The sequence below is a fragment of the Streptomyces sp. LUP47B genome, assembly GCF_001746295.1.
Classification (GTDB): Bacteria; Actinomycetota; Actinomycetes; order Streptomycetales; family Streptomycetaceae; genus Streptomyces.
Window position 1 is genome coordinate 323,149 of record NZ_MJAH01000001.1, and the last position, 23,615, is coordinate 346,763.

At 68.0% G+C, this 23,615-nt stretch carries 17 protein-coding genes and 2 pseudogenes; 6 read left to right on the forward strand and 13 right to left on the reverse strand.

Annotation, left to right across the window (positions count from 1 at the left end; all coding sequences use genetic code 11):
- Positions 1–143 precede the first annotated feature (143 nt).
- The 8 genes and pseudogenes from BFN33_RS01445 to BFN33_RS01475 form a co-directional block, all read right to left on the reverse strand.
- Entirely contained in the window at positions 144–698 is a 555-nt protein-coding gene (locus tag BFN33_RS01445; protein ID WP_107487963.1) for a transposase, read from the reverse strand.
- Entirely contained in the window at positions 695–1,177 is a 483-nt protein-coding gene (locus BFN33_RS01450; RefSeq protein ID WP_256122582.1) for a helix-turn-helix domain-containing protein, read from the reverse strand. The genes BFN33_RS01445 and BFN33_RS01450 overlap by 4 nt, the downstream gene beginning before the upstream one ends.
- A 169-nt stretch (positions 1,178–1,346) precedes the next feature.
- Positions 1,347–4,112 (reverse strand): LuxR family transcriptional regulator, encoded by a 2,766-nt coding sequence (locus tag BFN33_RS01455; protein WP_069757991.1) that lies wholly within the window; start codon positions 4,110–4,112, stop codon positions 1,347–1,349.
- Between the two features lie 335 nt (positions 4,113–4,447).
- A complete protein-coding gene (locus BFN33_RS01460) occupies positions 4,448–5,218 on the reverse strand; it encodes a DUF427 domain-containing protein (RefSeq protein ID WP_069757992.1) in 771 nt (256 codons plus the stop codon).
- 253 nt (positions 5,219–5,471) lie between these two features.
- Positions 5,472–5,744: pseudogene (locus BFN33_RS49215) on the reverse strand (cupin domain-containing protein); the annotation flags it as partial.
- A gap of 183 nt (positions 5,745–5,927) precedes the next feature.
- Positions 5,928–6,413 (reverse strand): MarR family winged helix-turn-helix transcriptional regulator, encoded by a 486-nt coding sequence (locus BFN33_RS01465; protein WP_069757993.1) that lies wholly within the window; start codon positions 6,411–6,413, stop codon positions 5,928–5,930.
- Positions 6,414–6,667: 254 nt separating this feature from the next.
- Complete coding sequence (locus BFN33_RS01470) at positions 6,668–7,402, reverse strand: sigma factor (RefSeq protein WP_069758886.1); 735 nt, start codon at positions 7,400–7,402, stop codon at positions 6,668–6,670.
- A 162-nt stretch (positions 7,403–7,564) separates the two neighbouring features.
- Complete coding sequence (locus tag BFN33_RS01475; protein ID WP_069757994.1) at positions 7,565–10,378, reverse strand: LuxR family transcriptional regulator; 2,814 nt, start codon at positions 10,376–10,378, stop codon at positions 7,565–7,567.
- 213 nt (positions 10,379–10,591) lie between these two features.
- On the opposite strand from BFN33_RS01475, the gene BFN33_RS01480 reads away from it, so the two are divergent.
- Positions 10,592–12,379, forward strand: a complete 1,788-nt coding sequence (locus tag BFN33_RS01480; RefSeq protein WP_069757995.1) for an FAD-binding protein — start codon at positions 10,592–10,594, stop codon at positions 12,377–12,379.
- A gap of 561 nt (positions 12,380–12,940) precedes the next feature.
- Here the strand turns inward: BFN33_RS01480 and BFN33_RS01485 are convergent.
- Together BFN33_RS01485 and BFN33_RS55360 are read right to left on the reverse strand one after the other, a co-directional pair.
- The coding region (locus BFN33_RS01485; RefSeq protein WP_256122583.1) for a cupin domain-containing protein at positions 12,941–13,318 on the reverse strand (378 nt) is incomplete at its 5' end.
- Between the two features lies 1 nt (position 13,319).
- Positions 13,320–13,592 (reverse strand): annotated as a pseudogene (locus BFN33_RS55360) (cupin domain-containing protein); the annotation flags it as partial.
- A gap of 326 nt (positions 13,593–13,918) precedes the next feature.
- Between BFN33_RS55360 and BFN33_RS01490 the strand changes: the two are divergent.
- Complete coding sequence (locus BFN33_RS01490; RefSeq protein WP_069757997.1) at positions 13,919–14,980, forward strand: ferritin-like protein; 1,062 nt, start codon at positions 13,919–13,921, stop codon at positions 14,978–14,980.
- Positions 14,981–15,880: 900 nt separating this feature from the next.
- Here the strand turns inward: BFN33_RS01490 and BFN33_RS01495 are convergent.
- Positions 15,881–16,600: an alpha/beta fold hydrolase gene (locus tag BFN33_RS01495; protein ID WP_069757998.1), complete on the reverse strand. Its 720-nt coding sequence runs from the start codon at positions 16,598–16,600 to the stop codon at positions 15,881–15,883.
- Between the two features lie 77 nt (positions 16,601–16,677).
- On the reverse strand, positions 16,678–17,628 hold the full coding sequence (locus BFN33_RS01500) for an alpha/beta hydrolase (protein ID WP_069757999.1): 951 nt from the start codon (positions 17,626–17,628) through the stop codon (positions 16,678–16,680).
- Between the two features lie 273 nt (positions 17,629–17,901).
- Here BFN33_RS01500 and BFN33_RS01505 point away from each other — a divergent pair, with 273 nt between their 5' ends.
- From BFN33_RS01505 to BFN33_RS01520, 4 genes are all read left to right on the forward strand, one after another.
- On the forward strand, positions 17,902–18,372 hold the full coding sequence (locus BFN33_RS01505; RefSeq protein ID WP_069758000.1) for a carboxymuconolactone decarboxylase family protein: 471 nt from the start codon (positions 17,902–17,904) through the stop codon (positions 18,370–18,372).
- 165 nt (positions 18,373–18,537) lie between these two features.
- Positions 18,538–19,485, forward strand: coding sequence for an alpha/beta fold hydrolase (locus tag BFN33_RS01510; RefSeq protein WP_069758001.1), 948 nt, complete (start codon positions 18,538–18,540; stop codon positions 19,483–19,485).
- A gap of 14 nt (positions 19,486–19,499) precedes the next feature.
- Complete coding sequence (locus BFN33_RS01515) at positions 19,500–21,032, forward strand: MFS transporter (protein WP_069758002.1); 1,533 nt, start codon at positions 19,500–19,502, stop codon at positions 21,030–21,032.
- A 126-nt stretch (positions 21,033–21,158) separates the two neighbouring features.
- Positions 21,159–21,653, forward strand: coding sequence for a cupin domain-containing protein (locus tag BFN33_RS01520; RefSeq protein WP_069758003.1), 495 nt, complete (start codon positions 21,159–21,161; stop codon positions 21,651–21,653).
- Positions 21,654–22,362: 709 nt separating this feature from the next.
- Here the strand turns inward: BFN33_RS01520 and BFN33_RS01525 are convergent.
- Entirely contained in the window at positions 22,363–23,556 is a 1,194-nt protein-coding gene (locus tag BFN33_RS01525; protein ID WP_256122584.1) for a PP2C family protein-serine/threonine phosphatase, read from the reverse strand.
- Positions 23,557–23,615: the final 59 nt, after the last annotated feature.

The following is a 23,615-nucleotide window of genomic DNA, read 5'->3' on the forward strand; positions in this document are numbered from 1 at the left end:
ACCAACCTCGCGCCGAAGCGGCGTAGCCGCGCCTTCAGGACTCCGTGGGACCCCGTGGGGAAGTGCGTGGTGATGCAGTGGTGAGTCCGTGGGCGCCCCGCTCGGCTGCGGGCTTGGACCGAACACGGCTAGTGCTGGATTCCTCAAAGAAGGTACACATAGCGGCGTCGTAGAGAGCGGGTTGGTGGTGCCGCTCTGCCCCAAACCCAGGGGCGTGCGCGGGAGTTGAGTTGGTCGGTTGCGAGGGTCGTGGCCTGGGCGATGTCGTCGGGGTTGGCGAACGACCGGCCGGCGAGGGCGGCCTTGCGGAAGATGCGCCACCAGCCTTCCTGGAGGTTGAGCCAGCACGCGCCGACGGGGATGAAAGCGTGGTGGATGCGGGGATGTTCCTCGAGCCAGGTCCGGGTGGACAGGCTGTTGTGGCTGGACAAGTTGTCGGTGACGATCCAGATCTCCCCGGTCGGGTTGGCGTCCTCGACCTGTTGCAGAAACCGCTGGTAGAAGACGCTGTTACGGGAGGAAGCGGTCATGGTGATCTGCTGGCCGTCCCGGACGCGTAAAGCCCCGTAGACCCAGGTTTTCTCGGGCCCGCGGCTGTAGTCGAGCTCGGCTTTGATCCGGCGTCCGTCGGGTGACCAGGCGGGTGCGGGCGGGAAGGTCCGGGGGATCACTGGCCCCAGCTCGTCGGCGCAGATCACCGTCGCGTCGTCGGGCGGGTGGGTGTAGAGGCCGATGATCCTTGTCCTTTTGGGACGAAGTCCGGGTCCTTCGACCGCATCCAGGACCGGGTGCGGCGCCAGCGCACGCCCTCGGCGAGCAGGATACGGCGCACCTGTGAGCGGCCTACCTCGATCCCCTCGGCCCGCGCGGCCGCGGCCAGAGAATCCAGTGTCCACTCGGCCGGCCCGGACTCGTCGAAGGCCCACAGTTCTCCGACGGGTTCCCACCGCAGTCGCCCCGGCGGCACGGTCTTGACCAGGGAGATGATCCGGGATCGTTCCTGCTCGGTGATGCGTCGTCTGCGGCCCTGCCCGCCCAGATCATCGAGTCCCTGCAGGCCCGATCGGTTGAAGCGGTGCAGCCAGCAGCGGACCGTTTTCTGACTGCAGTCCAGCTCCACGGCGATCGCCGGCACCCGCAGCCCCGACCAGCTCAGCTCGATCATCCGGGCCCGCATCACCGCATCCCGCGGAGCCTTCCGTGCCCGTGACAGGCGCCGGACGACGGCCCGCTCGTCCTCGTCACGCTCCGGTCGTGCCCATAAAACCATCGCCCAGCACCCGCCCCCGAGCACCCTCAACTACCCCGCCACCAGGGCATATACCCAGTGAAAGAGGAATCCAGCACTAGTGCGTGGCCGTCATGCCTTCCGGGCGCACCGAAGAGATCTCTTTGCGGGAGGAGATACCCAACTTCGCGAACACCTTGCGCAAATGCCAATCGACCGTATGGGGGCTGAGGAACAGTCGTGCGCCGATCTCCGGGTTCGTGAAACCCTCCTCGGCAAGTCGCGCGATCTCGAACTCCTTTGGCGTGAGGACCACCGGCGCAACTGAGACAGGTTTGCGTACCTTCGCTCCCGCAGCCTGGAGCTCGCGTCGTGCGCGCTCCGCGAACTCCTCGGCGCCCGCCTCGCTGAGCATCTCGTGCGCTTCGCTGAGCCGTTCACGAGCGTCCGCTGGTCGGCCTTCACTTCGCAGCCACTCACCGTGCCTGAGGCGGGCGCGGGCGCTGTCCATCCGGGCCTGCGTCCTGTCGAGTAGTTCGACGGCCTCTCGGTGCAGATCCTCGGCTGCCCTTCCATCGCTCACAAGGGCACGGGTAGCGGCCGAAATACCGCGTACCCAGGTGGTTTTGCTGGCCTGGGCCATCTCTTCGATCGTCCGCACGGCTTCGGCCGCCCAGGTTGTTCGCCCCAACCGTACGGCTGCCTCGACGAGTTCCACCCTGGACTGGAGGGACAAGCCGAGTTCCTGCGGGTTCTCGCATCCACGTTCTGCGGATACGTAGGCCTCTTCGTATCGTCCAAGGCCGTTGTAGAGCACTGCCAAGGCCCACTGCGTGGCTGTCGTCACCTTTCCCTCGTCCTGCAGGAGACTGTCTTGCGTGAGCGCTTCGATCGCCTGAAAAGTCGAGGACTCCCGCCCCTTGAACGGTTCCAGAACCAGTGCCCCGTAGTGCGCGAAGAAACTGCTGCCCGTCGCCTCACCGATCGCGTTCGCCTCCGCGACGAGGGAATCGGCGCCCCGCAGGTCGCCGGCGAATGCCCGATTCGACAAACGGAGCAGGAGGGACGAGGGCAGAACAGCGAGGGTTCCTGTGCCGCGGCCCATCTCGACCAGCCGTGCGGAGAGCTCTGACCAGGCGTCGAAGTCCCAAGTCGTGTGTGCCATACGGCACACGAGCGGGAGCCACCCAAGACCGTCCTCCGGCGTGACCTCCTCCGTGCGGAAGGCGGCCACGGCCTCCATGAGGACAGGCGCTCCAGCGGCGTAACCTTCGGTGATCACCCGTGCGACACCCTGCAAGAGGAGATCCTCACGGGTTGCAGGGCGGGTTGGGGGCGGTGCGCTCAGCACCGCTTCCGCAACGTCGCGGACGTCCCCCGCGGCCAGTCGGCCTGCGGTCAACGCCGCGTAGATGGCATCCCGGTAGGTCTCACGGGCGAGCTTGGCGTCGAATGGCTGGAGCCGTTCGGCTGCTCTGAGCAGCAGCGGTACTCCGGCACTGGCGCTTTTGGAAACAGACATGATCTGCCCCCGGAGCAGCATGGCTTGCGCGGACCCGACTTCGTCGAGGTGGCTCAGTTCGGCCGCGTCGACCAGCTCCCGCGCAACGTCGAAAGCGCCTGCTTGGTACTTGGTCTGCGCCGCAGCCAACGCCCGGGGCCCCCGGCGTGCGGGGTCCGAGGTCAGTTCAGTGGCTCGCTGGAGGAAGGCTGCCGCCGTGGCGATTCCGCCGCGCAGTTGCGCGCGCCCGGCCAATCTCTCCAATTCGCCAGCCACGGCCTCGTCCGGTCCCGTCGTCGCGCTCGCCAGGTGCCAGACACGGGGTTCCGGATCGACTCGCGCGTCGATCGAGTCGGCCAACGCCTTGTGGACCCGCTGCCGTTGTTCGAAGTCGGCGGCGCGATACGCCGCCGACCGTACCAACGGGTGGCGGAAGCGAACCCACGCACCGAATGAGACGAGTCCGGACGTTTCAGCGCTGGCCTCGGCAGTGCTCACAGAGATTCCGAGAAGTTCAGCAGCCCGCCGTAGCAAGGCCACATCACCGACCGGCTCGGCAGCGGCAATGAGCAGCAGTTGTTGCGTTTCTGCCGGGAGTGACCCGACGCGACGGAGGAAACCGTTCTCGATCTGGCTGGACAGTGGCCGAGGCTCGAGTCCTGCGAGCCCTCCTGCCAAGTCGACTGCGGTCAGGTCTCTCGGCAGCTCCAGAAGTGCCAGCGGATTGCCGCGGGTTTCGGCGACGATACGGTCCCGCACGCGTCGGTCGAGCGGGCCGGTGAGCGCGAGGAGTTTGCGGGAATCTCTGTCGCTCAACCCGCGCACGTGAAGCTCTCGCAGGTCGGTGAAAGCCTCGCGAGGGCTCGACTCGCGGACGGCGAGAACGAGCAGAACCGATTCGGCCAGCAACCGACGAGCAACGAACTCCAGCGTCTGGGCCGACACGCGGTCCAGCCATTGCGCGTCATCCACGACACAAACGAGCGGCTCGTCACCGACGGCACCAGCAAGCAGACTGAGAGTCGCCAGCCCCACCAGGAAACGATCAGGCGCATCACCGGATCGCATCCCGAAGGCCGCGCGCAGCGCGTTCTGCTGGGGTTCGGGAAGATCGTCAAGGTGGGACAGCAGCGGAGCGCAGAGTTGGTGCAGTCCAGCGTAGGAGAGCTCCATTTCGGACTGGACGCCGGCCGCCCGGACGATGCGGCAACCCACGGCACGCTCGATCAGGTAGTTCAGCAGTTCGGTCTTCCCGATGCCAGCCTCACCACGCACCACCAGGACCCCGCTCTGCCCAGCCCTGGCTTCCGCCAAGAGGTGGTCGAGATACTGGCACTCGTTCCGGCGCCCGACGAGCCCGGTCCGCGCTCTGTCTCTCCCCATGGCAGCCTCCCGGCTGCCACCGTACCCCGGCCCCGTGTACGCGCCGTCTCAAAATCGTTCCCCACCCACGTGACAGGGCAACGAGTGTTCGCAAGCCGCATCCTCAGCCTTGGCCTGTAGCTCCTTGCTTCGAGCGGCTCGCCCTCGCCTCATACGATCGGCCGAGAGTGGGCCAAGGAATCGAGCACCGCTCCCACGAACTCACGTATTCTCCGGTGATCAGTCCTGACGACTCCTGCGTTGTCAGGACTCGACAAAGCCGCAGAGCAGCATCCGCGGCCCTGCAGCCGTCCGCCTCCCTTAAGCAGCAGATCCCAAACCCAGAACACTACTGGTCAGCCGTGAGTGGACCTCGGCAGTCGGACACCATCGACGTACAGGTCGACGTGCTCGTTGTAGAACGCAGTCAGCCCCGCGATGCGGTTGGCATGAATGGTCGGAAAGTCGTAGCCCCAGGCGATGTCCTCATGGGAGGCCTTGTCGCTGTCGAAGGACCAGTAACTGCTCGTCGTCCCCTTGTAGGGGCATCGGGTCACGGTGTCCGAATGCCGCAGTCGGGTCCAGTCGACGCGGCTGCGATCAAGGTAGTAACGGGTGGGCAGACCCGTTTCGAACAGTTTCACACAGTTGGGGGCCTCCGCCAGTACCGCACCGTCCAGCTCCACCCGAACGCTGCTTGTGGAACGCAGGGCGTCCACACGGGAGTATGGGCTTCTGGGATGAACGAAGACGGGCTCGTCTTCCTCGAACCACGCGTCCAGGGCCTCCCACTCGAAGCGGACGGTGTTATGCAGGGGTCGCGGAGCACCCTCGCCCCAGAGCCAGGCCGCGCCTGCGCGGACGTGAGGGCCGACCTGCAGAGTGTGCCGGTGTGCCGGTCCGGCACCGAGCTGTTCCGTGTGTTTGTCGTCGAGGAGCACACCGTCCACAAGATCCTCGATCGGGATGCTGAACTGAGGGTAGGCCTGCCATTCCCACACGTACAGGGCGCGGCGGGTGTCGAAGGCGACGCGACCACCGATCGTGCCGCGGATGCGGCGGGGCACGGGCTCGACGTGCCCGATCGGAACGATCAGGCTTGGATGCAGAACACTCTCGGTTGCCATGGTCATCACCTTGGTTGATTCGCCGGCTGTGCGCCCTCCGCACCGATGCCCGTGGACCCGAAGACCACGCGTAGCAGGAGAAGGAGGCCACACATCCACTCATTGATGCTGTGGGCCAAGCCTGGTGGTGCGTCACCAGGTTGTTGTCACATGGTGTCCCAGCTCGATGCAATCCGCTGGGTCACGACTGCGGAGTCGAGGTCAGGTGGTGGGTCGGGGGGCGCGGAGGTGGGCGCGCTGCTTGAGTTCCTCTGCCCGCCTCGACCACACGCTCGGGCTCCCCCTCCAGCTCGAAACGGACCGCACCCTTGGTGACGTAGCCGAACGCCGGACCCGAGTGACGATGCGGCGGAGTGCCGGGGTCCCCAGGCTCCCAGTGCACATGAATCGTCATGGCCGAGGCACCCTCGGGAACGGTGATCGGCGCGGCATCCTGAAGCAGCTCCGCCGCCCTGGTCCAACTCGGCCCGTCCACACCGCCATCCCCATGCCCATGCCCATGCCCGTGATGTCCGTTATCCGACACTGAGAAACACCCTCCAGTCTGTCCACGAGCGGACGCCATACCGTCCGCCCCAAGCGCGACCGCGTAGTCCCTCGCAGTAACGGCTCGTACATCCAGACCGAGCGGCGCCCCGATCTGTGACAGCGGAGCCGACGGGCTCCACCAATCCCGGATGGGCATCCCGGTGGGAGACCGGGCCGCCGCTCATCCCAGTGCGGGTACCTGTTCCTCGTCCGGTTGAGGGGGCACGCCGTCCGTGCTCCCCCGGAGATAGCGGAGCAGGGATTCGTCGGTGTCCCCGGCGTCGAGTTCCCGCACGGCCTCCTCGACCGCCTGGTGGAGGAGCGGCGAACCCACCCGCAGTACGTCGTGTGCCACGGCGGTGAGTTCGGTTTCGACGCTCCGGCGGTCGTGCAACGAGGTGTGCGTGATGATCAGGCCACGGTCCCGCAGACGCGCCACGAGACGGCTCGTGGCTGACTGGCTCAGCCCTATCCCGTTGGCCAGGTCGTTGAGGTACAACGAGCCCGTACCCGCCCGCACGCCCTCCCACAAGGCGCGAAGGGCGTAGAACTCGCTGACCCCCAGGCCCAGATGTTGATGCAGGTGCCGCTCGATCCGAGTCTCGATCCGGCGATGGACAAGGGTCAGTGTGTTCCACTGCGTGATCAGCGTGGAATCGTCACTCATCCGGGATGGCCTTCCTGCTGTCCGCAGCGTCCGATCGCTTCTGCCGGAATAACGTCCCAGCAGGAGGAAGCGGTGCTGAGCCGCCGCCGCTTGCCTATACCGAGTAGACAGGCCAGCGGCCGTCGTTGTGACAGGCATGCTGTTCTTGTCGCACAGCGTCGGCAGGGCTCCTGGTCCTGGATTCCGGGGAGGATCGTGTCGGGATCCGGCCCACGCGCTGAGCGAGCGCGCACCGTCCGCCTCTCCGTCTCTGCTTACGCCGCTTGTCGTACCGATGGGTGAGCCGGACGAAGCGATCGGGGGGCCGGCGGCTGTAGTCGGTGCACGTGGCTGTCGGGGGCGAGCAGTCGTATGAGGTCTTTCAGGTCACCGGTGCCGGCCGCGGTCCGGAAGGCGGCGACGAGGCGACGGTGTGACTCGGCAGGGACCGGTCGCTCCCGGTTGCGTTCCAGGCGTGCTTGCGCGCGGTGGACCATGACCCGTGCGTTCGGGGTGCTGATTCGAAGCAACCTCGCAAGATCGGCGTAGGCGTAGTCGAAGCTCTTCCGCAGTACGTAGGCGGCCAGTCCATCCGGCGTCAGCCTCGCCATGAGCAGGGCCAATGCTGCCTCGACGGCCACGGCTTGCTCAGCACGCAGCACGGGATCCTGGGCGGCCCGGTCGCCGAGGCCGATCAACTGCGTCTCGTCCGGGATCTCGTGGCGGTGCGACGCGGACTGAATCACGTTGATCGCCAGGCGGGTCGTTGCCGTGGTCAGGAAGGCGGCCGGATTCTCGATCGAGGCGCGGTGGGTGAGCTGCCAGCGCAGCCACACCTCTTGGACCACGTCTTCGGCTCCCGAGACGTCGCCGAGGATTTGGTAGGCGATGCGGAACAGCCGTGGCCGCTGGGCGAGAAAGTCGTCGAGGGCAAGCTCCAGATCGTCCTCGGCTGACTGGGCGACAGGTGGTTCGGCGTGCGTCGTCGCCTCCGGGCTGGGCGCGGACATCAAGGACTCCTCTTCGTGGGTGGCGCCCATCGAGGGCGTTGGTTCCACCCTCGGTCCGCAGCACTGCTCACCGCGCCCTTGCTACCCGTGGTCGAGTCCGTAGGGACCCCATGGGGACCCAGGGGAAACCGGGGGGCCCGGGGGCCCCGGGCCCGCACGAACTCAGCCGATTTGCGCGGCGCCCGCACCTGTCGTGTCCGTGGCCGGGGCGCTCGCGATGGCAGCCGGCAGCGCGCGACGTGAGTTGATCCCGAGCTTCGAATACACCTTTCGCAGGTGCCACTCCACGGTGTGGGGACTGATGAACAGTTCCGCGCCGATCTTCGCGTTCGTCATGCCGTCGGCGGCGAGCGCAGCGACCTGCGATTCCTGGGGAGTGAGGGCGCTTGTCGGTTTGGCTTCCCGCGACCTGACGTGCTCGCCGGTGGCGATCAGCTCGCGGCGGGCCCGCTCGGCGAACGCGTGCGCCCGCATTCCGTCGAACATTTGGTGAGCCGTGCGAAGGTGCTTCCGGGCCAGCGCACGGTGCTGGCTGCGGCGCAACCACTCGCCGTACAGCAGGTGGGTCCGCGCCACCTCGACGGCCACGCTGCCGCGGCCGAACTCCTCGATCGCGGTCCGGTACAGACGATCGACCTCGGCACCGTCGGCGAGGAGGGCCTGACTGCGGGCGACGGCGCCACGGGCCCAGCCCGAATCGGCGGCGCGGGTAAGTTCGGCAAGCTGGGCCAGCGACGCGCGGGCCTGGTCGAGTTCACCGCACCGGGTCGCGGCCTCGATGTGTTCGACCAGCGACAGGCCGGTGAAGTTGAACCCGTCGTGCTCGATGCCTGTGCGAGCCGCCTCCAGGGCCTCCTCGTAGCGTGCCAGACCGTTGAACAGCACGCCCTGGATATAGCCCATGGCGCCCAGCAGGGACACCTCGCCCCGTTCCACGGCACTCTGCCTGGCTTCTTTGATGATGTCGGCGGCGACGCCCGCCTCGCCTCGCCACGCGGCCAGGACGAGCGTCGCGTACTTGTGCGGAGCATGGCCGGTTGCGGCGGCGATCGCGTCGGCCTCGTCGATCATCCGCGCTGCCTCGGCGAAGTCGCCGTAGTGGATGTGCACTCCGCCGGCGTAGATCAGGGCCGGTGGCAGCGCGCCCAGCGCCCCGATGTCACGGGCCAGGCGCACCGCGCGACGTGACAACGCGTCCCACGCGTGAAGATCCCAGGCGTAGTGGATGAATGCCTCGAGCGCGACCGGGGCCAGCAGAAGCCAGCGCACGGTCGCCTCCCGGGTGCTGAGTTCCTCGTGCATGAGCAGATCCAGCGCGCCGCGCAGTGCCGGGACACCGGTCTCGTAACCGTCCGCGAGCAGCGCGGCCACACCGTCCAGGAGCAGGTCGGCGGCCTTGGAGCCCGAGGGGGGCGCCCCGGATTCGCGGGCTGCGATCGCGGCGGCGCGGGCACCTGTCGGGCCGTGGACCCGGCCCGCGAAGATCGTCGCGCTGATTGCCTCCAGGTACGTCTCCCGCGCGAGTGGTGACCCGGCTGCGGTGAACTGTGCGGCGGCCTCCAGGAGCAGGGGCGCCGCCTCGTCACTGCGGCTGCGGGCGAAGAGGATCCTGGCCCGCAGGTGGGCCAGGCGGGCGCGATCCAGGGCATTGAGGGGACACAGTTCGGCCACCGTCGCCAGTTCCGTGGCCCGGTCGGGCGCGGCGGCCGAGAAGTGCGCCTCGGCTGCCGCGAGAGCCCGGCGCCCCCGCGACCTGGGGTCCGGCGTCACCTCCGCCGCGCGCTGCAGCAGTACCGCCTCGGCGGCGATGCCGCCCCGCTGTCGCGCGCGATCGGCGGCCTGCTCCAGCCCTGCGGCGACCTCCTCGTCCGGGCCGTCAGCGGCTTGGGCCGCATGCCAGGCGCGCCGGTCCGGGTCCAGGACCGGATCCGTGGCCTCGGCCAGCGCCCGGTGCACCGCCCGGCGCTCTTCGGGCTCGGCCCCGTGGTAGACCGCCGAACGGACCAGTGGATGCCGAAACCGAACGGACTCACCGAACTCGATCAGACCGGCCGCCTTGGCCGGTGCGGCATGGGGGGTGATCTTGAGAGAGGCAGCCGCGCGGACCAGCAGACGCGCGTCACCCACCGGTTCCGCCGCCGCGATCAGGAGCAGTGTCCGGGTCTCCGGCGGCAGCGAACCGAGCCGGTTGGCGAAGTCTCGTTCGACGCGGTTCACGACCGGCGCCTGGACACTCGGAGAACTCGACGCGTTCAGGCCGTAGGCCAGCTCGGCCGCGCTGCGGCCGCGGGAGAATTCGAGCAGCGCGAGTGGGTTGCCGTGCATCTCGGCTACGAACCGGTCCCGGATCCGCTTCTCCAGCCGCCCACCGACGGCGCCTTCCAGGAGCTCTCCGGCTGCGGCAGTGTCGAGGCCGCTGATCCGTAGCGCCGGCAGTCCACCGAGTGCGGCCTGCCCTTCGGGGTCGCGTACCGCGAAGGCCATCGCGATCGCCTCGGCGAGCAGCCGCCGGGCCACGAACTCCAGGGTCTGCAGGGACACCTGGTCCAGCCACTGAGCGTCGTCGACCAGGACGAGCACCGGTCGGGTCTCCGAGGCCCTGGTGAGCAGCGTAAGCACGGCAAGGCCGACCAGGAAGCGGTCGGGCGGGTCGCCGGCCGCCATCCCGAACGCCACGCGGAGGGCGTCGCGCTGGGGTCCCGGTAGCTCTCCGAGCCCGTCCAGGAACGGCGCACACAGCTGGTGCAGGCTCGCGTACGGCAGTTCCATGTCGGCCTCGATGCCGCGCGCCCAGGTCACCTTCATCCGTGACGCCTGCGCGGCCACGTACTCGAGGAGCACCGACTTTCCGATGCCGGCTTCGCCGCGGACCACCAGTACTCGGGAGCCACCTTGGCGCAAGCCGACCAGCAGGTCGTCGAGCGCCGCACACTCCCGATGCCGGCCGACCAGGTTGGGAAGGGGGCTGGCGATCATGCGACCGGCTCCTTCGAGGAATCCAGGGGGAGGCATACACAACGTTTGTTCGGAACGATCCTTGCCACGATACCTGCAGTGGTTCCCGCTGCCAGTGTCGAACCGCTGTGATTGACTCCACGTCAAGGAATTCCCAAATGCTGTCACATACGGTGCCACTATTCGGTCGACCACTGCCCATGATGAAGTCTGTCCGCTGTCGCAGGAGGTCCCATGTCTTCGCTCGGTCATCAACTCGCCACGTCCGTCCTCGTGGTGGGAGCCGGCAAGTCAGGCCTCCGGGCGGCCATCGAAGTCGCCGAGGCGGGTGTCGCGGTCATCTCGGTACACAAACGGACGGCTGACGACATCCACACTGTTGTGGCAACCGGTGGTTCCGAGCGGGCACCGGTGATCCCTCGCTCTGGCTCTGGCGACGCCTGGGAGCGGCACGCGGCGGACACATTGTATGAGAGCCGCCTGTTGGCCGACCCGCGCACCGCCCAGATCGTGGCCCACCACGCCGCACAGGCATTCCACGACATGGGGCGCTACGGCATGCGTTTCGACCGCCAGGGCGACCGCGGGGCCGCCCGGCGTCAGCTCGGCGACCGCGTGTACCGCCGTGCCGCATTCACCGGCGAGCACACCGGCCTGGAGGTGCAGCGAGCGCTCCGCGACCGCGCGAAGCAGCTCGCCATCCCCGTCCTGTCGGGCGTGTACGTGACACGGCTGCTGGTCGACGACGGGACTGTGTTCGGTGCCTACGGTTTCGACGTCGTCGATGGCTCGCGCTACCTTGTGCACGCCGACTCGGTGATCCTCGCGACCGGAGGGCACACGCGCATCTGGCGGCGTACGTCCTCTCGTCGCGACGAGAACACCGGCGACTCCTTCCGCCTCGCCGTCGAAGCCGGTGCCCGGTTGCGTGACCCCGAGCTGGTGCAGTTCCACCCCGCCGGGCTGATCACGCCGGAGAACGCGGCCGGCATGCTCGTCAACGAGGCGGCACGTGGCGAGGGCGGGGTCCTGCTCAACAACCTCGGTGAGCGGTTCATGACGCGCTACGACGCCGAGCGCATGGAGCGTTCCAGCCGGGACAGGGTCGCTCTCGCGTCCTATACCGAGATCAAGGAGGGACGCGGCACCCAGGCCGGCGGCGTCTGGCTCGACCTGTCCCACCTGCCGCGTGAGACGGTCCTGACGCGACTGCCGCGGGTCCATCAGGCCCTGTTGGACGCGCAGAGGCTCGACATCACCCGCGACCCGATCGAGGTCACGCCGACTGCCCAGTACTCCCTGGGTGGCGTCTGGGTCCGGCCCGAGGACCACAGCACGGATGTCAAAGGGCTCTTCGCGATCGGAGAGGCCTCCAGTGGTCTGCACGGCGCGAACCGGCTGGAGGAGAACTCGCTGATCGAACTACTCGTCTACGGCCGAATCACCGGCCGGGCCGCTGCGGAGTACTCGGCCATGCTTGCCAGCCAACAGCGGTCGCCCGCAGCGACTCGCGCCGCGGAGGCGGACGTGAGCCGACTTCTGGCCGCCGACGGCGACCAGAACGTCCGCGCCTTGCAACGGTCAGTGCGCCAGCTGATGACCGAGCGCGCCGGTGTCGTACGGGACGAGGCCGGGCTCGCCGCCGGACTCGCCGAACTCGACGAGATCGAGGCTCGCATGGCGAACGTGGGTGTGCACATCGACATCGGCGGCTTCCAGGACCTCGCGTACGCCTATGCCCTCAGGTCCACCGTTCTCGCCGCTCGCGCGACGCTTGAGTGCGCCTTGGAACGACGGGAGACACGGGGCTGTCACAACCGGTCCGACTACCCCGGTGTCGACCCGGACCTGAAGGTCAACATGGTGTGGTCCCCGACGGCCGGGGTACGCCGCGAACCCGTCCCGCCCATCCCCACCGACATCGCTGAGCTGATGTACGACGTCTCGGCCGATGCCGAGTTGCTCGAGCAGGAGCCGGCGATGAGGCCGCCACGGCAGGATCGTGACCACCCGGATCGGTAGGCCGGCAGGGGACCCAGGCCCGACTGGCGGTCGACGACGGTGTGCAGGTAGCAGGTAGCTGTCGCCGGTGACGGCGCGGTTGTTGCGGTTGACGGTCCGGCCGAGGACTTTAAGGGCCGCCAGTTCCGGCCGAGGACTTTAAGGGCCGCCAGTCATCGGGGATGTTGTCAATTCACTGATGCCGACGTGCACCGGGTGCCGGACCGGTCACGGGCGTAGCGGTCTACGACGGGCCGGTGGCACGGTCCAGAAGCGCGGGCGGAACCGACGTAACGGGCGGGGCGCAGGGTGGGAGGCACCAGGTGCGCCCTCGGGCGCGACGTGGGCCGGCCCTCACCGGCACAACAATCTCCCCGCACCTACTGCAGCACCGCCGTCGCCAGGTTCGGCGACGGCGGTGCTGCAGTAGGTGGTTGGCGCGTCAGCCTCGTGCTGTGCTCGTGCACATCGCCGTCGGCGCACCCGCGATCGCGGTGACCGCGAACGGCACGCAGCACCGATGTGCAGAGGATCCTGCTGCATCGCGCTCTCTTCCCCGGATGGGGGGAGGTGCGTGCTGGGTCAGGTGGTGGGTCGGGGGGCGCGGAGGTGGGCGCGCTGCTTGAGTTCCTCTTCGTCGACGAGTTCGAGCATGGGCTTGCCCGGCGCACACATCATCGTCACCACGAACTCGGTCGTCTCGTCGGCGAGCGCGTTGCCGTCCTGGTAGTGGATGGCGTCACCGCCCGGCTCCCAGAACGTCCCGCCCGCCTCGACCACACGCTCGGGCTCCCCCTCCAGCTCGAAACGGACCGCACCCTTGGTGACGTAGCCGAACGCCGGACCCGAGTGACGATGCGGCGGAGTGCCGGGGTCCCCAGGCTCCCAGTGCACATGAATCGTCATGGCCGAGGCACCCTCGGGAACGGTGATCGGCGCGGCATCCTGAAGCAGCTCCGCNCGTCCCGCCCGCCTCGACCACACGCTCGGGCTCCCCCTCCAGCTCGAAACGGACCGCACCCTTGGTGACGTAGCCGAACGCCGGACCCGAGTGACGATGCGGCGGAGTGCCGGGGTCCCCAGGCTCCCAGTGCACATGAATCGTCATGGCCGAGGCACCCTCGGGAACGGTGATCGGCGCGGCATCCTGAAGCAGCTCCGCCGCCCTGGTCCAACTCGGCCCGTCCACACCGCCATCCCCATGCCCATGCCCATGATGTCCGCTATCCGGCATTGTGTCGCACCTTCCATGATGTTCACCACGTCGTCGGGCTGCGATGCGGCCGAAGACATGGTTGTGAAGTGGGTTGCTAATCCCGTTGTCCCAAGATTGACCGAGGACATGGCAGATCTGTGACAGCTGAGAACGGGGCAGGTCTGCGGCTTCCCTCTGAAGCCAGGGCTTCCGGGACCCAGTGATGTCACAGAACGGACGTCTGCCCTGTCAGAAGTGTGCCGAGAAGAGAGTGGTATTCGACGGACCCGACCAGCCGGTGATGCCACTGGGCAGCACCGGCATCACGCCCATCATCCATCCCTGCATCCGAAGTGGGAAAACCCGTGAATTACGAAGAAGTGTCGCACGTCAGCCGGAAACGATCAGCACCTATCGAAACGCTCGACAGCCTTCGAGAGCACCTTCAATGGGCGATCGAGCTGGAACACGCCACCCTGCCGCCCTATCTCTGCGCTCTCTACTCCCTCGACCCGTCGCGCAACCCGGACGCTGCCCAGGCGGTCGGCAGCGTCTTCGTCGAGGAGATGATCCACCTGGCGCTGGCGGCGAACCTGCTCAACGCGGTCGGCGGGCAGCCTCGACTGGAGCCGGCGACGCTACTGCAGCGTCATCCACGCCCTCTCCCCCATGGCGACCGTTCCCTGCGCTTGTCACTTGTCCCCTTCGGGACGGAGGCACTCGAGATGTTCCTCCGTCTTGAACAGCCGGCAGCGCCCAGCGCTCCGCCGGAAGATGACAACTACGAGACGATCGGCCAGTTCTACGACGCGATCGAAGAAGGGCTGCGTCACCTGTGCGCTGAACTCGGGGAGACAGAAGTCTTCTGCGGTGACGGGGCGCGCCAAGTGACAGCCGGTCCTTTCGCCCATACCGGCGGCACCTTGACCGCGGTCAAGGACCTTGCTTCAGCGCTCGCGGCTCTGGAGGAAATCGTCGAACAAGGTGAGGGGACCTCACGTGGCGAAGTCTGGGACGGCGACCGGGACATCTTCCATCCCGACCGCGATGAGGTTTCTCATTACTACCGGTTCCAGGAACTGAAGCTCGGACGCCGCTACCTGCGCGGTGACACACCGCAGTCGGGACCCACAGGTGAGGCCGTCGTGATCGACCCGGACGGCGTCCTGCCGATGCGCCCCAATCCCCTGCTGGCAGACCATCCCCTGGACAGCCCCATCCGAATTGCTCAGGAGAAATTCAACCGGACATACTGCCAACTGCTCCAGCAACTCGAGCAGGCTTTCAACGGCAGTCCGCAGACGCTCGGAGCCGCAACAGGCACGATGTACGCGCTCAAGGCGCAGGCGCAAAATCTGATGACGATGCCCGACGGAGACGACACGACGGCCGGCCCGACATTCGAGTACGTCGAAACCCGACCCTGAGAGACTGTGAAAACTGACTGCTGCCGCGCTCCGGGAGTAGGCGAGCCGCACCCGATTGCGCGCGCCTACTCCCGGACTCCGTAACGGCCGCAGGGCTCGCCGGGCGTCTCGCACATCACTCGGCAGCTTCACGATGCAGCTCCGCTCCTGGCAACAGGTCCACCCGGTTCACCGGTGCGTACCGCAACATGGTCGCCGTCTCACACGCCGCTGCACGCGCTTCGACAGGAACACGGCCCGGACGATGTGCAGCGCCGGTTTCGGGACCGGCACGGACGACGCCGCCAGTCGCGGCGGCGGTGCCGGTTCAGCCAGTCCGGTTGCGACCTCCCTACGGGCCCGCCGCGGCGAGACGGTGGTCCGCACTCCTGATGCTCGTTCACCGACCGGTCGCCATGGGCCGCTCCAAGGCCGCGAGGTAGTCGCCGACCGTCAACGGGCCCTGGTCGTGGTCCCCGTGAGACAGCAGCCCCCTCCGGACATGGCTTTGCCAACCATGCCCTGGAGCGCCACAGGAACGACGATCGGGTGCCGACCTTGGGAGCACACGATACGGCGCGCCACATCGGTCATGCCCAGTTGCTGAGGTCGGCGACTTCCCGTGCCATTCCCGCCGTTGATCACATACTGATTCCAGTTCGCCGAGCGACGGAGACCCTGCAATCCGACGCCGCTGGTCCGATCTACGCACTGCGAGCGGGCGAGGGTCACTGACTGATGTCCCGCTGCGCGCAGCTCGGCTACGACGAACTTCGCTACCAGGCTCCGGTTTCTCAGCAACAGCGACCTGCGTGCGCTTCGTCTTGGTACCCATCGGTGGTTCCCTGAGCACAACACGTCGGGCGGCCGATCGCATGCGCGACCGGCCGCCCGACGTGTTGTGCTCAGGGAACCACCCGCTCAGGCTGTCGCCTGCGCCGCCTCGTTGATCAGACGGGCGACATCACCGGGATGCGAGACACTGACCGCGTGGGAGGCCTTGAGGCTCACGAACGTGGCCTTCGCACGCTCAGCCATGAAAGTCTGCGCCTGCGGCGGAATGTTCCGATCCTCGGTGGCCACGAGAACCCATGCCGGAAGGTCCTTCCACGCAGGGGCCGTAGCGCCCTCTGCCAGCGCGGCATCGGTCACGGGCCGTTGGGTGGCGGCCATGACCGCCGCGGTCTCGCCGGGGACGTCGGCGGCGAACTGGTGGGGGAACTTGCTCTGCTCGATATAGAGATCCGCGACCTGCCTCCCGTCGGGCAGCGTGATCGGCACCGGGCGCAGCGTCTCTCCGAGGGTACTGCCGGGGAACTTGCCCGACAGGGTGCCCGCGCTCTCGCCCTCGTCGGGCAGGAAGGCCGCGACGAAGACGAGCGCCTTGACGTTGTTCAGTCCCGTCGCGGCGTTGCTGATGACCGACCCGCCATAGGAGTGGCCGACAAGGACGACCGGGCCGTCGATGGAGGCGACGAGTTGCCTGACGTGATCGGCGTCGCCGGCCAGTCCGCGCAGCGGGTTGCTGGCGGCCACCACCGGGTAGTCGTGGGCCTGGAGCCTTTCGACGACGCCGTTCCAGCTGGAGGAGTCCGCGAAGGCGCCGTGGACGAGGACGATGGTTGGTTTGAGTGCACTCACGAGAGTGGCCTTTCCTTTACTGGTGCAGCATGCGCGGCACACCTGGGCGGCCGCGGGGCATCACCACTCGATGGGTGTCAGCTGGTTCCAAGGGCCTTGCGCAGAACGTGGATCGCCTGTTCGATCGCCGCGCTCGAGGCCTGGGTTCCGCGGACCGGGTTCAGCATCATGAAGTCATGCAGGCTGGCGTTGTAGCGGATGCTCGTGGTCGGCACGCCGGCCTGGATGAGCTTGCGGGCGTACGCTTCGCCCTCGTCACGCAGTACGTCGTTCTCGTCGACGATGACGAGCGCCGGCGGCAGACCCCTCAGGTCTTCCAGCGTGGCGCGCAGGGGTGACGCGGTGATCCGGGCGCGCTCGGCCGGGTCGGTGGTGTAGGCGTCCCAGAACCATTCCATGGCCTTCGCCGTCAGGTGCGGGCCGTGGGCGAAGGTCTTGTAGCTCTCGGTGTCCTGGGCCGCGTCGGTGACGGGGTAGTACAGCGACTGGTGCAGGAAGGTCACGTCACCGCGCTGCTTGGCCATGTGGGTGAGGGCCGCGGTCATGTTGCCGCCGACGGAGTCACCGGCGACGACGAGGCGGGACCCGTCGAGGGCTTCTTCGCTTCCCTTGGTGGTGATCCACTGGGCGGTGGCGTAAGCCTGCTCGATGGCGACGGGGTACTTCGCCTCAGGTGCACGGTCGTATTCGACGAAGACCAGGGCCGCCTTTGCTCCCACTGCCAGCTCGCGCACCAGACGGTCGTGTGTACCGGCGTTGCCCAGAATCCAGCCGCCGCCGTGCACGTAAAGGATCACGGGCAGAACACCGCTGCTTCCGACAGGCTTGACGATTCGCACCCTCACGTCACCCACGTGGGCGGGGACGGTGATCCACTTCTCGTCCACGTCCAGCTTCTCGATGGGCTGGGCCTGCACGTCATCGAGCAGCTTGCGGGCACCGTCAACACCGAGCTCGTACAACAGTGGCGGTTTGGCGGTCGCGTCGGCGAACTCCTGCGCGGCGGGCTCGAGAATGATGTCACTCACGGTGTGCTCCTTTCAGAGATGGTGGAGTTTCACAGAACTTCCACACCATCAGACCGGGTGAGGAGCCGATGTGTGACACACCGAGGTAAAGGGACCAAGGCGGGTGATTACCGGCCCGACCGTCCCGTGCACGGGCCTTCCTCCGTCCGAAGCACTGGACTCCGGCCGGTGGCCTGCCCCGCGGAGCCGGGCGTCGTCGGCGAACGCTGTCACAGATCGAGGGCGGTCCCGGTCAGTGCGTTGTAACGGTCCCATATTCGAGGAGATCCCGTCGTGGAAGCACGTATCAACTACTTCGGCAACGCCCTTGCGGGCAAGGTCCTGAAGCACCTGAACTCGGCCGCCGGTGTGCTGCACTCGGCACTTCCGCCGGCCACTCTGGAACTGGTGAACCTCCGTGCCAGCCAGATCAACGGCTGCGGTTTCTGCACTGACATGCACACCAAGGACGCTATCGCCGCGGGCGAGGACCAGCAGCGTCTGAACCTCGTGGCCGCTTGGCGTGAGACCACCGTCTTCACCGACGCCGAGCGTGCGGCGCTGGAGCTGACCGAGCAGGGCACCCGCATCGCGGACGCCGCCGGCGGTGTGTCGGACGAGGCATGGGCGAACGCCGCGAAGCACTACGACGAGGACCAGCTCGCCGCGCTGATCTCTCTGATCGCCGTCATCAACGCCTACAACCGCATCAACGTCATCAACCAGCAGCCCGCGGGCGATTACAAGCCCGGCATGTTCGGCTGAGACGTCCGCTCGGGGCGCACCGCGTAGCAACTGTCCGTCTCCTGGCCGTCCTGGTCCTCGGCCAGGAGACGGACGCCGCGCCGAGCGGCCGCCGATGTTGCCCTGGTGTCCCGCACGCCCGCGGACCGTGGCCACCCCACTCGTACCGGAACCCAGAGGACTCTCATGCCAGATCGCCCCGCACTCGCTCCGCTGCGACGAGTCAGAACCGACGTGCTGGAGGTCGCCTACTACGAGACGGGCCCCGCGGACGGCGACACTGTGCTGCTCCTGCATGGTTTCCCCTACGACGTCCACAGCTACGTCGACGTGGCCCCGCTACTCGCCGAGGACGGTTTCCGGGTCGTCGTCCCCTACCTACGGGGACACGGGCCCACCGCGTTCCTCTCCGAAGCGTCCCCTCGTTCGGGTCAGCAGGCCGCCCTGGGAGCCGACGTCATCGCGCTCATGAACGCTTTGGGCGTCGAGCGGGCCTACGCAGCCGGATACGACTGGGGCGGACGCGCCGCCAACATCGCCGCGGCCCTGTGGCCCGAGCGGATCCTGGGACTGGTCTCGGTCAACAGCTATCTCATCCAGGACATCGGCGCGGCGACGACCCCCGTGGCCCCTGAACTGGAGGCCGGGTTCTGGTACTTCTACTACTTCCTCACCGAGCGAGGCGAGGCCGGTCTGGCCGCCGATCCCGCGGGTGTCGCTCGGGTCATCTGGAAACGGAACTCCCCCCGATGGCCGTTCGAGGAAGAAGATCTGGCCCGAGCCGCGGAGGCATTCCGGAATCCCGACTACACCGACGTCGTCATCCATTCGTACCGGCACCGGCTCGGCTTCGCGCCGGGCGCCGAGGCATACGTGGATCTCGAGAGACGTCTCGCCGAGCTGCCCGCGATCACGGTTCCCACCATCACCCTCGACGGCCTGGCCGACGGCAACTTCCCGTCGACGGACGGTTCCTCCAGCGCTCACCACTTCACCGGCCCCCGGTTGCACCGGCAAGTGCCGGACGCCGGTCACAACCTCCCGCAGGAACGCCCGGAGGCGTTCGCAGCCGCCGTGCGTGACGTGCGCGCCCTGCGACAGGAACACGCCGGACACGACGGCTTCGCCAACTGACGCCAGGACACGACATGACTTCAGCTCCGTCTCCGGACGATCGGGGTCCCCTCCGTATCGCCACCGCGCGCGGCCGGTGGACCCTGCTGGCCACCGTTCTGGGATCCAGCGTGGTGATGCTCGGCTCCACCGTGACCAACGTCGCGTTGCCGCACATCGGCGCCGACTTCGATGCCGACCTCGGTGTTCTGCAGTGGACCGCGAACGCCTACATGCTCACTCTGGCGGCCCTGATCCTGCTGAGCGGCTCGCTGGGCGACCGTTTCGGACGGCGTCGTCTCTTCGTCATCGGCATCGTGTGGTTCGCGGTGGCATCCCTGCTGTGCGGTCTGGCCCCCGACACCACCACGCTGATCACCGCCCGAGCACTGCAGGGCGTCGGCGGCGCCCTGATCACCCCCGGCTCACTGGCGATCATCGAGGCCTCGTTCCACCCGGACGACCGGCCCCGCGCGATCGGCCTGTGGTCGGGATTCGGCGGTATCGGCGCGGCCCTCGGGCCGTTTCTGGGCGGTTGGCTGGTGGACGGCCCCGGCTGGCGCTGGACCTTCCTGCTCAGCGCGGTGCCGGCGCTTGTGTGCCTGCCCGTCGCGCTACGCCACGTCCCGGAATCCGTGGGCACGCCCCGGCAGGACAGGCTCGCAGTCGTCGCCGGTGAAAGAGCGCGGCTCGGCTTCGACATCCCCGGCGCCGTGCTGGGTGCCGTGACCCTCGCCCTGGCCACCTACGCACTGACCGAGGCCCGGGACGGCGGACCGGTGGTCCTGGCCGCGGCCGTCGGCAGCGTCGTGGCGGCCTGCGCGTTCCTTGTGGTGGAGGGACACAGCAAGGACCCGATGATGCCGTTGTCGGTCTTCTCGTCCCGGCAGTTCCGCTCCGTCAACCTGATCACGCTGTGCGTGTACGCGGGCACGGGCGGGTTCTACTTCCTGACCGCTCTGCAGTTGCAGATCGTCGTCGGGTACTCGGCGCTGGCAGCCGGCGCGGCCATGCTGCCCAATACGGTGCTGATGATGCTGTTCTCCTCCCACGCAGGCATGCTCGCCCAACGGCTGGGGCCGAGGATCCCCCTCACCGTCGGCCCGTTGCTGTGCGGGGCCGGCATGCTGATGATGCTGCGGGTCGGCCCCGGCACGTCCTACCTCCACGACGTCCTGCCCGCCCTGATGGTGATGGGCACCGGCATGGTCATCATGGTCGCCCCGCTGAGCGTCACTCTGCTGTCCTCGGTGGAGGCCGCGAACGCCGGGCTGGCAAGTGGCATCAACAACACCGCGGCCCGCGCCTCCGGCCTGGTCGCCGTGGCAGCGCTGCCACTGCTGGTGGGGATGGGTCCGGACGCCTACCGATCAGACGCCGCATTCGACGCGTCGTTCAGCCGGGCCATGCCGCTGTGTGCGGGCCTGTTGGCCATCGGGGCGTTGGTGGCCTTCGGCACGCTGCGGCAGGCCGACACGCCCCGTCGTCCGTTGCGCGGGCGGGCGCACAGTTGGCTGATGGAGCCCCCGCTGGTGTCGCGGTTCGCCCATCCCCACGTCGTCGACTGACGTCTCCCCCGGGGCGCCCTGTGTCACACCGGTGGGTGTTGGTCGGTCTCTTTGTTGAGAGGATCGCTGTTCAGCGGCCCGCGCCGACGCGTCACAGCGTGTCCGTCGCACGAAAGGAATCGCGACATGTCGTACCCGTATCCGGAGCAGAAGTACTGGGGAGAGGACGGCGAGGTCAGCGCCGTCTTCCGGCCTGCCACCACACCTCCGGCCATCGGCGAGAGCGGAACCGGCAAGGACGCCACTCACTATCTGGCGACCACTGACACCACGCGGGGTGAGTTCGGCCTGTACCGGGTGGAGATGAGACCGAGGGCGGGAGGACCCAAGAAGCACTTCCACAAGCGGATCTCGGAGTCGTTCTACATCCTGGACGGCACGGTGCGGGTGTTCGACGGTGTGCAGTGGGTCGACACGCGCAAGGGTGATTTCCTGCATGTGCCCCAGGGCGGGCTGCACGCCTTCCGCAACGACTCCGACGCCCCGGCCGACATGCTGCTGCTGTTCACGCCGGGCGCACCACGTGAGGAGTACTTCGAACAGGTGTCGCAGCTGGCGCATGCCTCGGAGGAGGAGCGTGCCGCGTTCTTCGACAGGCACGACTCGTACTTCGTCGAATAGCAGCGTGATCGGGGGCCTCGGCCCTCTCACAGACGTTCGGAGGGGAGTCGTCGTGGCATGCGCCGCCGGCATCATCACCGCGAGGACCGTCGCCGGGCTCCGCGGCCACGGGGTGGAGATCGTGCCGGTCACCGGCTCAATGTGCGTTGCCTCCACCAGGGCGGCACGTGGTAACAGCGCTGTACCGGCTGGTCAGGACCGGGCAGGTCGCCCCGAAAACCGTCGCGCAGGCCCGTGCCCGCCCGCTACGGCCTCGACCAGTGAGCGGGCGGTGCCGCAACCGGGGCCTGCGTGACGCGGACCGTGGTCGACACGTTCGGTGCGGACGAGACCGCCGAGGTCGGCGCGCCAGGCTTGCCGTCATCGGCACGCCGAACGCGATCCCGGCGCGCACGCCCCCGCCACCGTCCGATTCCGCCCCGACACCCACGGCAGCGGCCGCAGTCCGTTGACCACCGGCTGGTGGACGGAGCGGACGCGGCCCGCTGTCCGATGACGGTCACGGGCATCCCGGAGGCTGCCGGTTCGAGGGCTGCCTGTTCCCTGATGCCGCGGGGTGAGGCATGCCGGCGAGTCGACGGACCACGCCGGCTCTCGCGGAGGCGGTGAGGTGTTCCCGTCCCGCCGGCCGGTCCTGGCTCTCTTCACTGGGGAACCGGGACCGGCTGCACGCGTGCGGAATTCCCCACGGCGCCCGGGTCCACGGGGCTCAGACTCGGCCGGGCCTGTTCCAGCCCAGGTGCAGGACAGCCACGTCGTCCAGCAGTCCCCCGAAGGGGGCGGCCAGCAGCGACGCGCCCCGCACCAGGGCATCGACGAAAGCCTGGGGTTCCAGGTGGGCGTACTGGGCCGCCAGGCGAAGCAGTCCCTCCTCACCGAGCCTTCCGCCTGCGGTACGGCCTTCGTAGAGTCCGTCGGTGAAGAGCACCACGCTGTCCCGGTCTGCGAGGGCCATCTCGGTCTCGGACCAGTCCCCCCGTCCGGGAAAGAGGCCCAGCGCGATGCCCGGCTGCGGCTCCACCCAGCTGACCTTGCCCGAGTGCCGGTGCAGCAGCCCGGGGTGGCCTGCGCTGATCATCCGGACAGACCGCCCATGGGGAGGGAACACCAGGGAGACGACGGTGGCATAGGTGTCCTCGTCCGGCCGTTCGTCGACCAGAATCCGTTCGAGCAGGCGCAGTTGTCCCAGCTGACTCTGCCCGCACAGCACGGCGGTGCGCCAAGCCAGGCGCAAGTGGACGGCCAGGGCAGCCTCGGCAGCGCCGTGCCCGGAGACGTCGCCCATCACGACGTGGACCGTGGAGTCGTCGGTCTGCACAACGTCGCAGAAGTCGCCCCCCAGCAGGGCGTGCGAGCGACCAGGCGCATAGTGCAGGCCGGTGGTGAAGCCGTCGCCGCGCAGGGTCACGTCGGGAAGCAGGCCCCGCTCCAGCAAGGCACTGTCCTGTGCGATCAGCTCCTCGACCCGTACTGCGGCCGGTGCTGTGTCCCGATGGGCACGCTCAAGGGCCAGCCAGATCTCCCGGCGGAACTCGAGGGGTGCCGTCCGCCGGTGATCGACCCAGCCCTGTACCCACCCGGCGAGAGGGGTGATGCCGACGTACGGATTCCTGGCGGTCTGCTTCCTCGTGCCGCCGAGGAGAAGTACGGCCGCGCGGGGGGCTCTTCGGCGTATCCAGCCGACGACATCGGACAACGACTGCCCCACGGGTGTACTTCCCACCAGGATGCACACCGGAGCGCCGCGCGATGCGGACAAGAAGCGGGCCTCCCGGAGGTGACGATGCCAGACCAGCGACTCGGTCAGCCGGCTCGGAGCCAGAAGGCGCCGGACGAGGATTGCGTCCTGCTCGTCGTGCGACACCAGGAACAGGGTGACGTCACGGCGGAAGGCGAAGTCCACCAGCGGACGGGCATCCTGCTCGACATCCCCTGGGCACGGCAGGCCGGCAGGCACGTCCG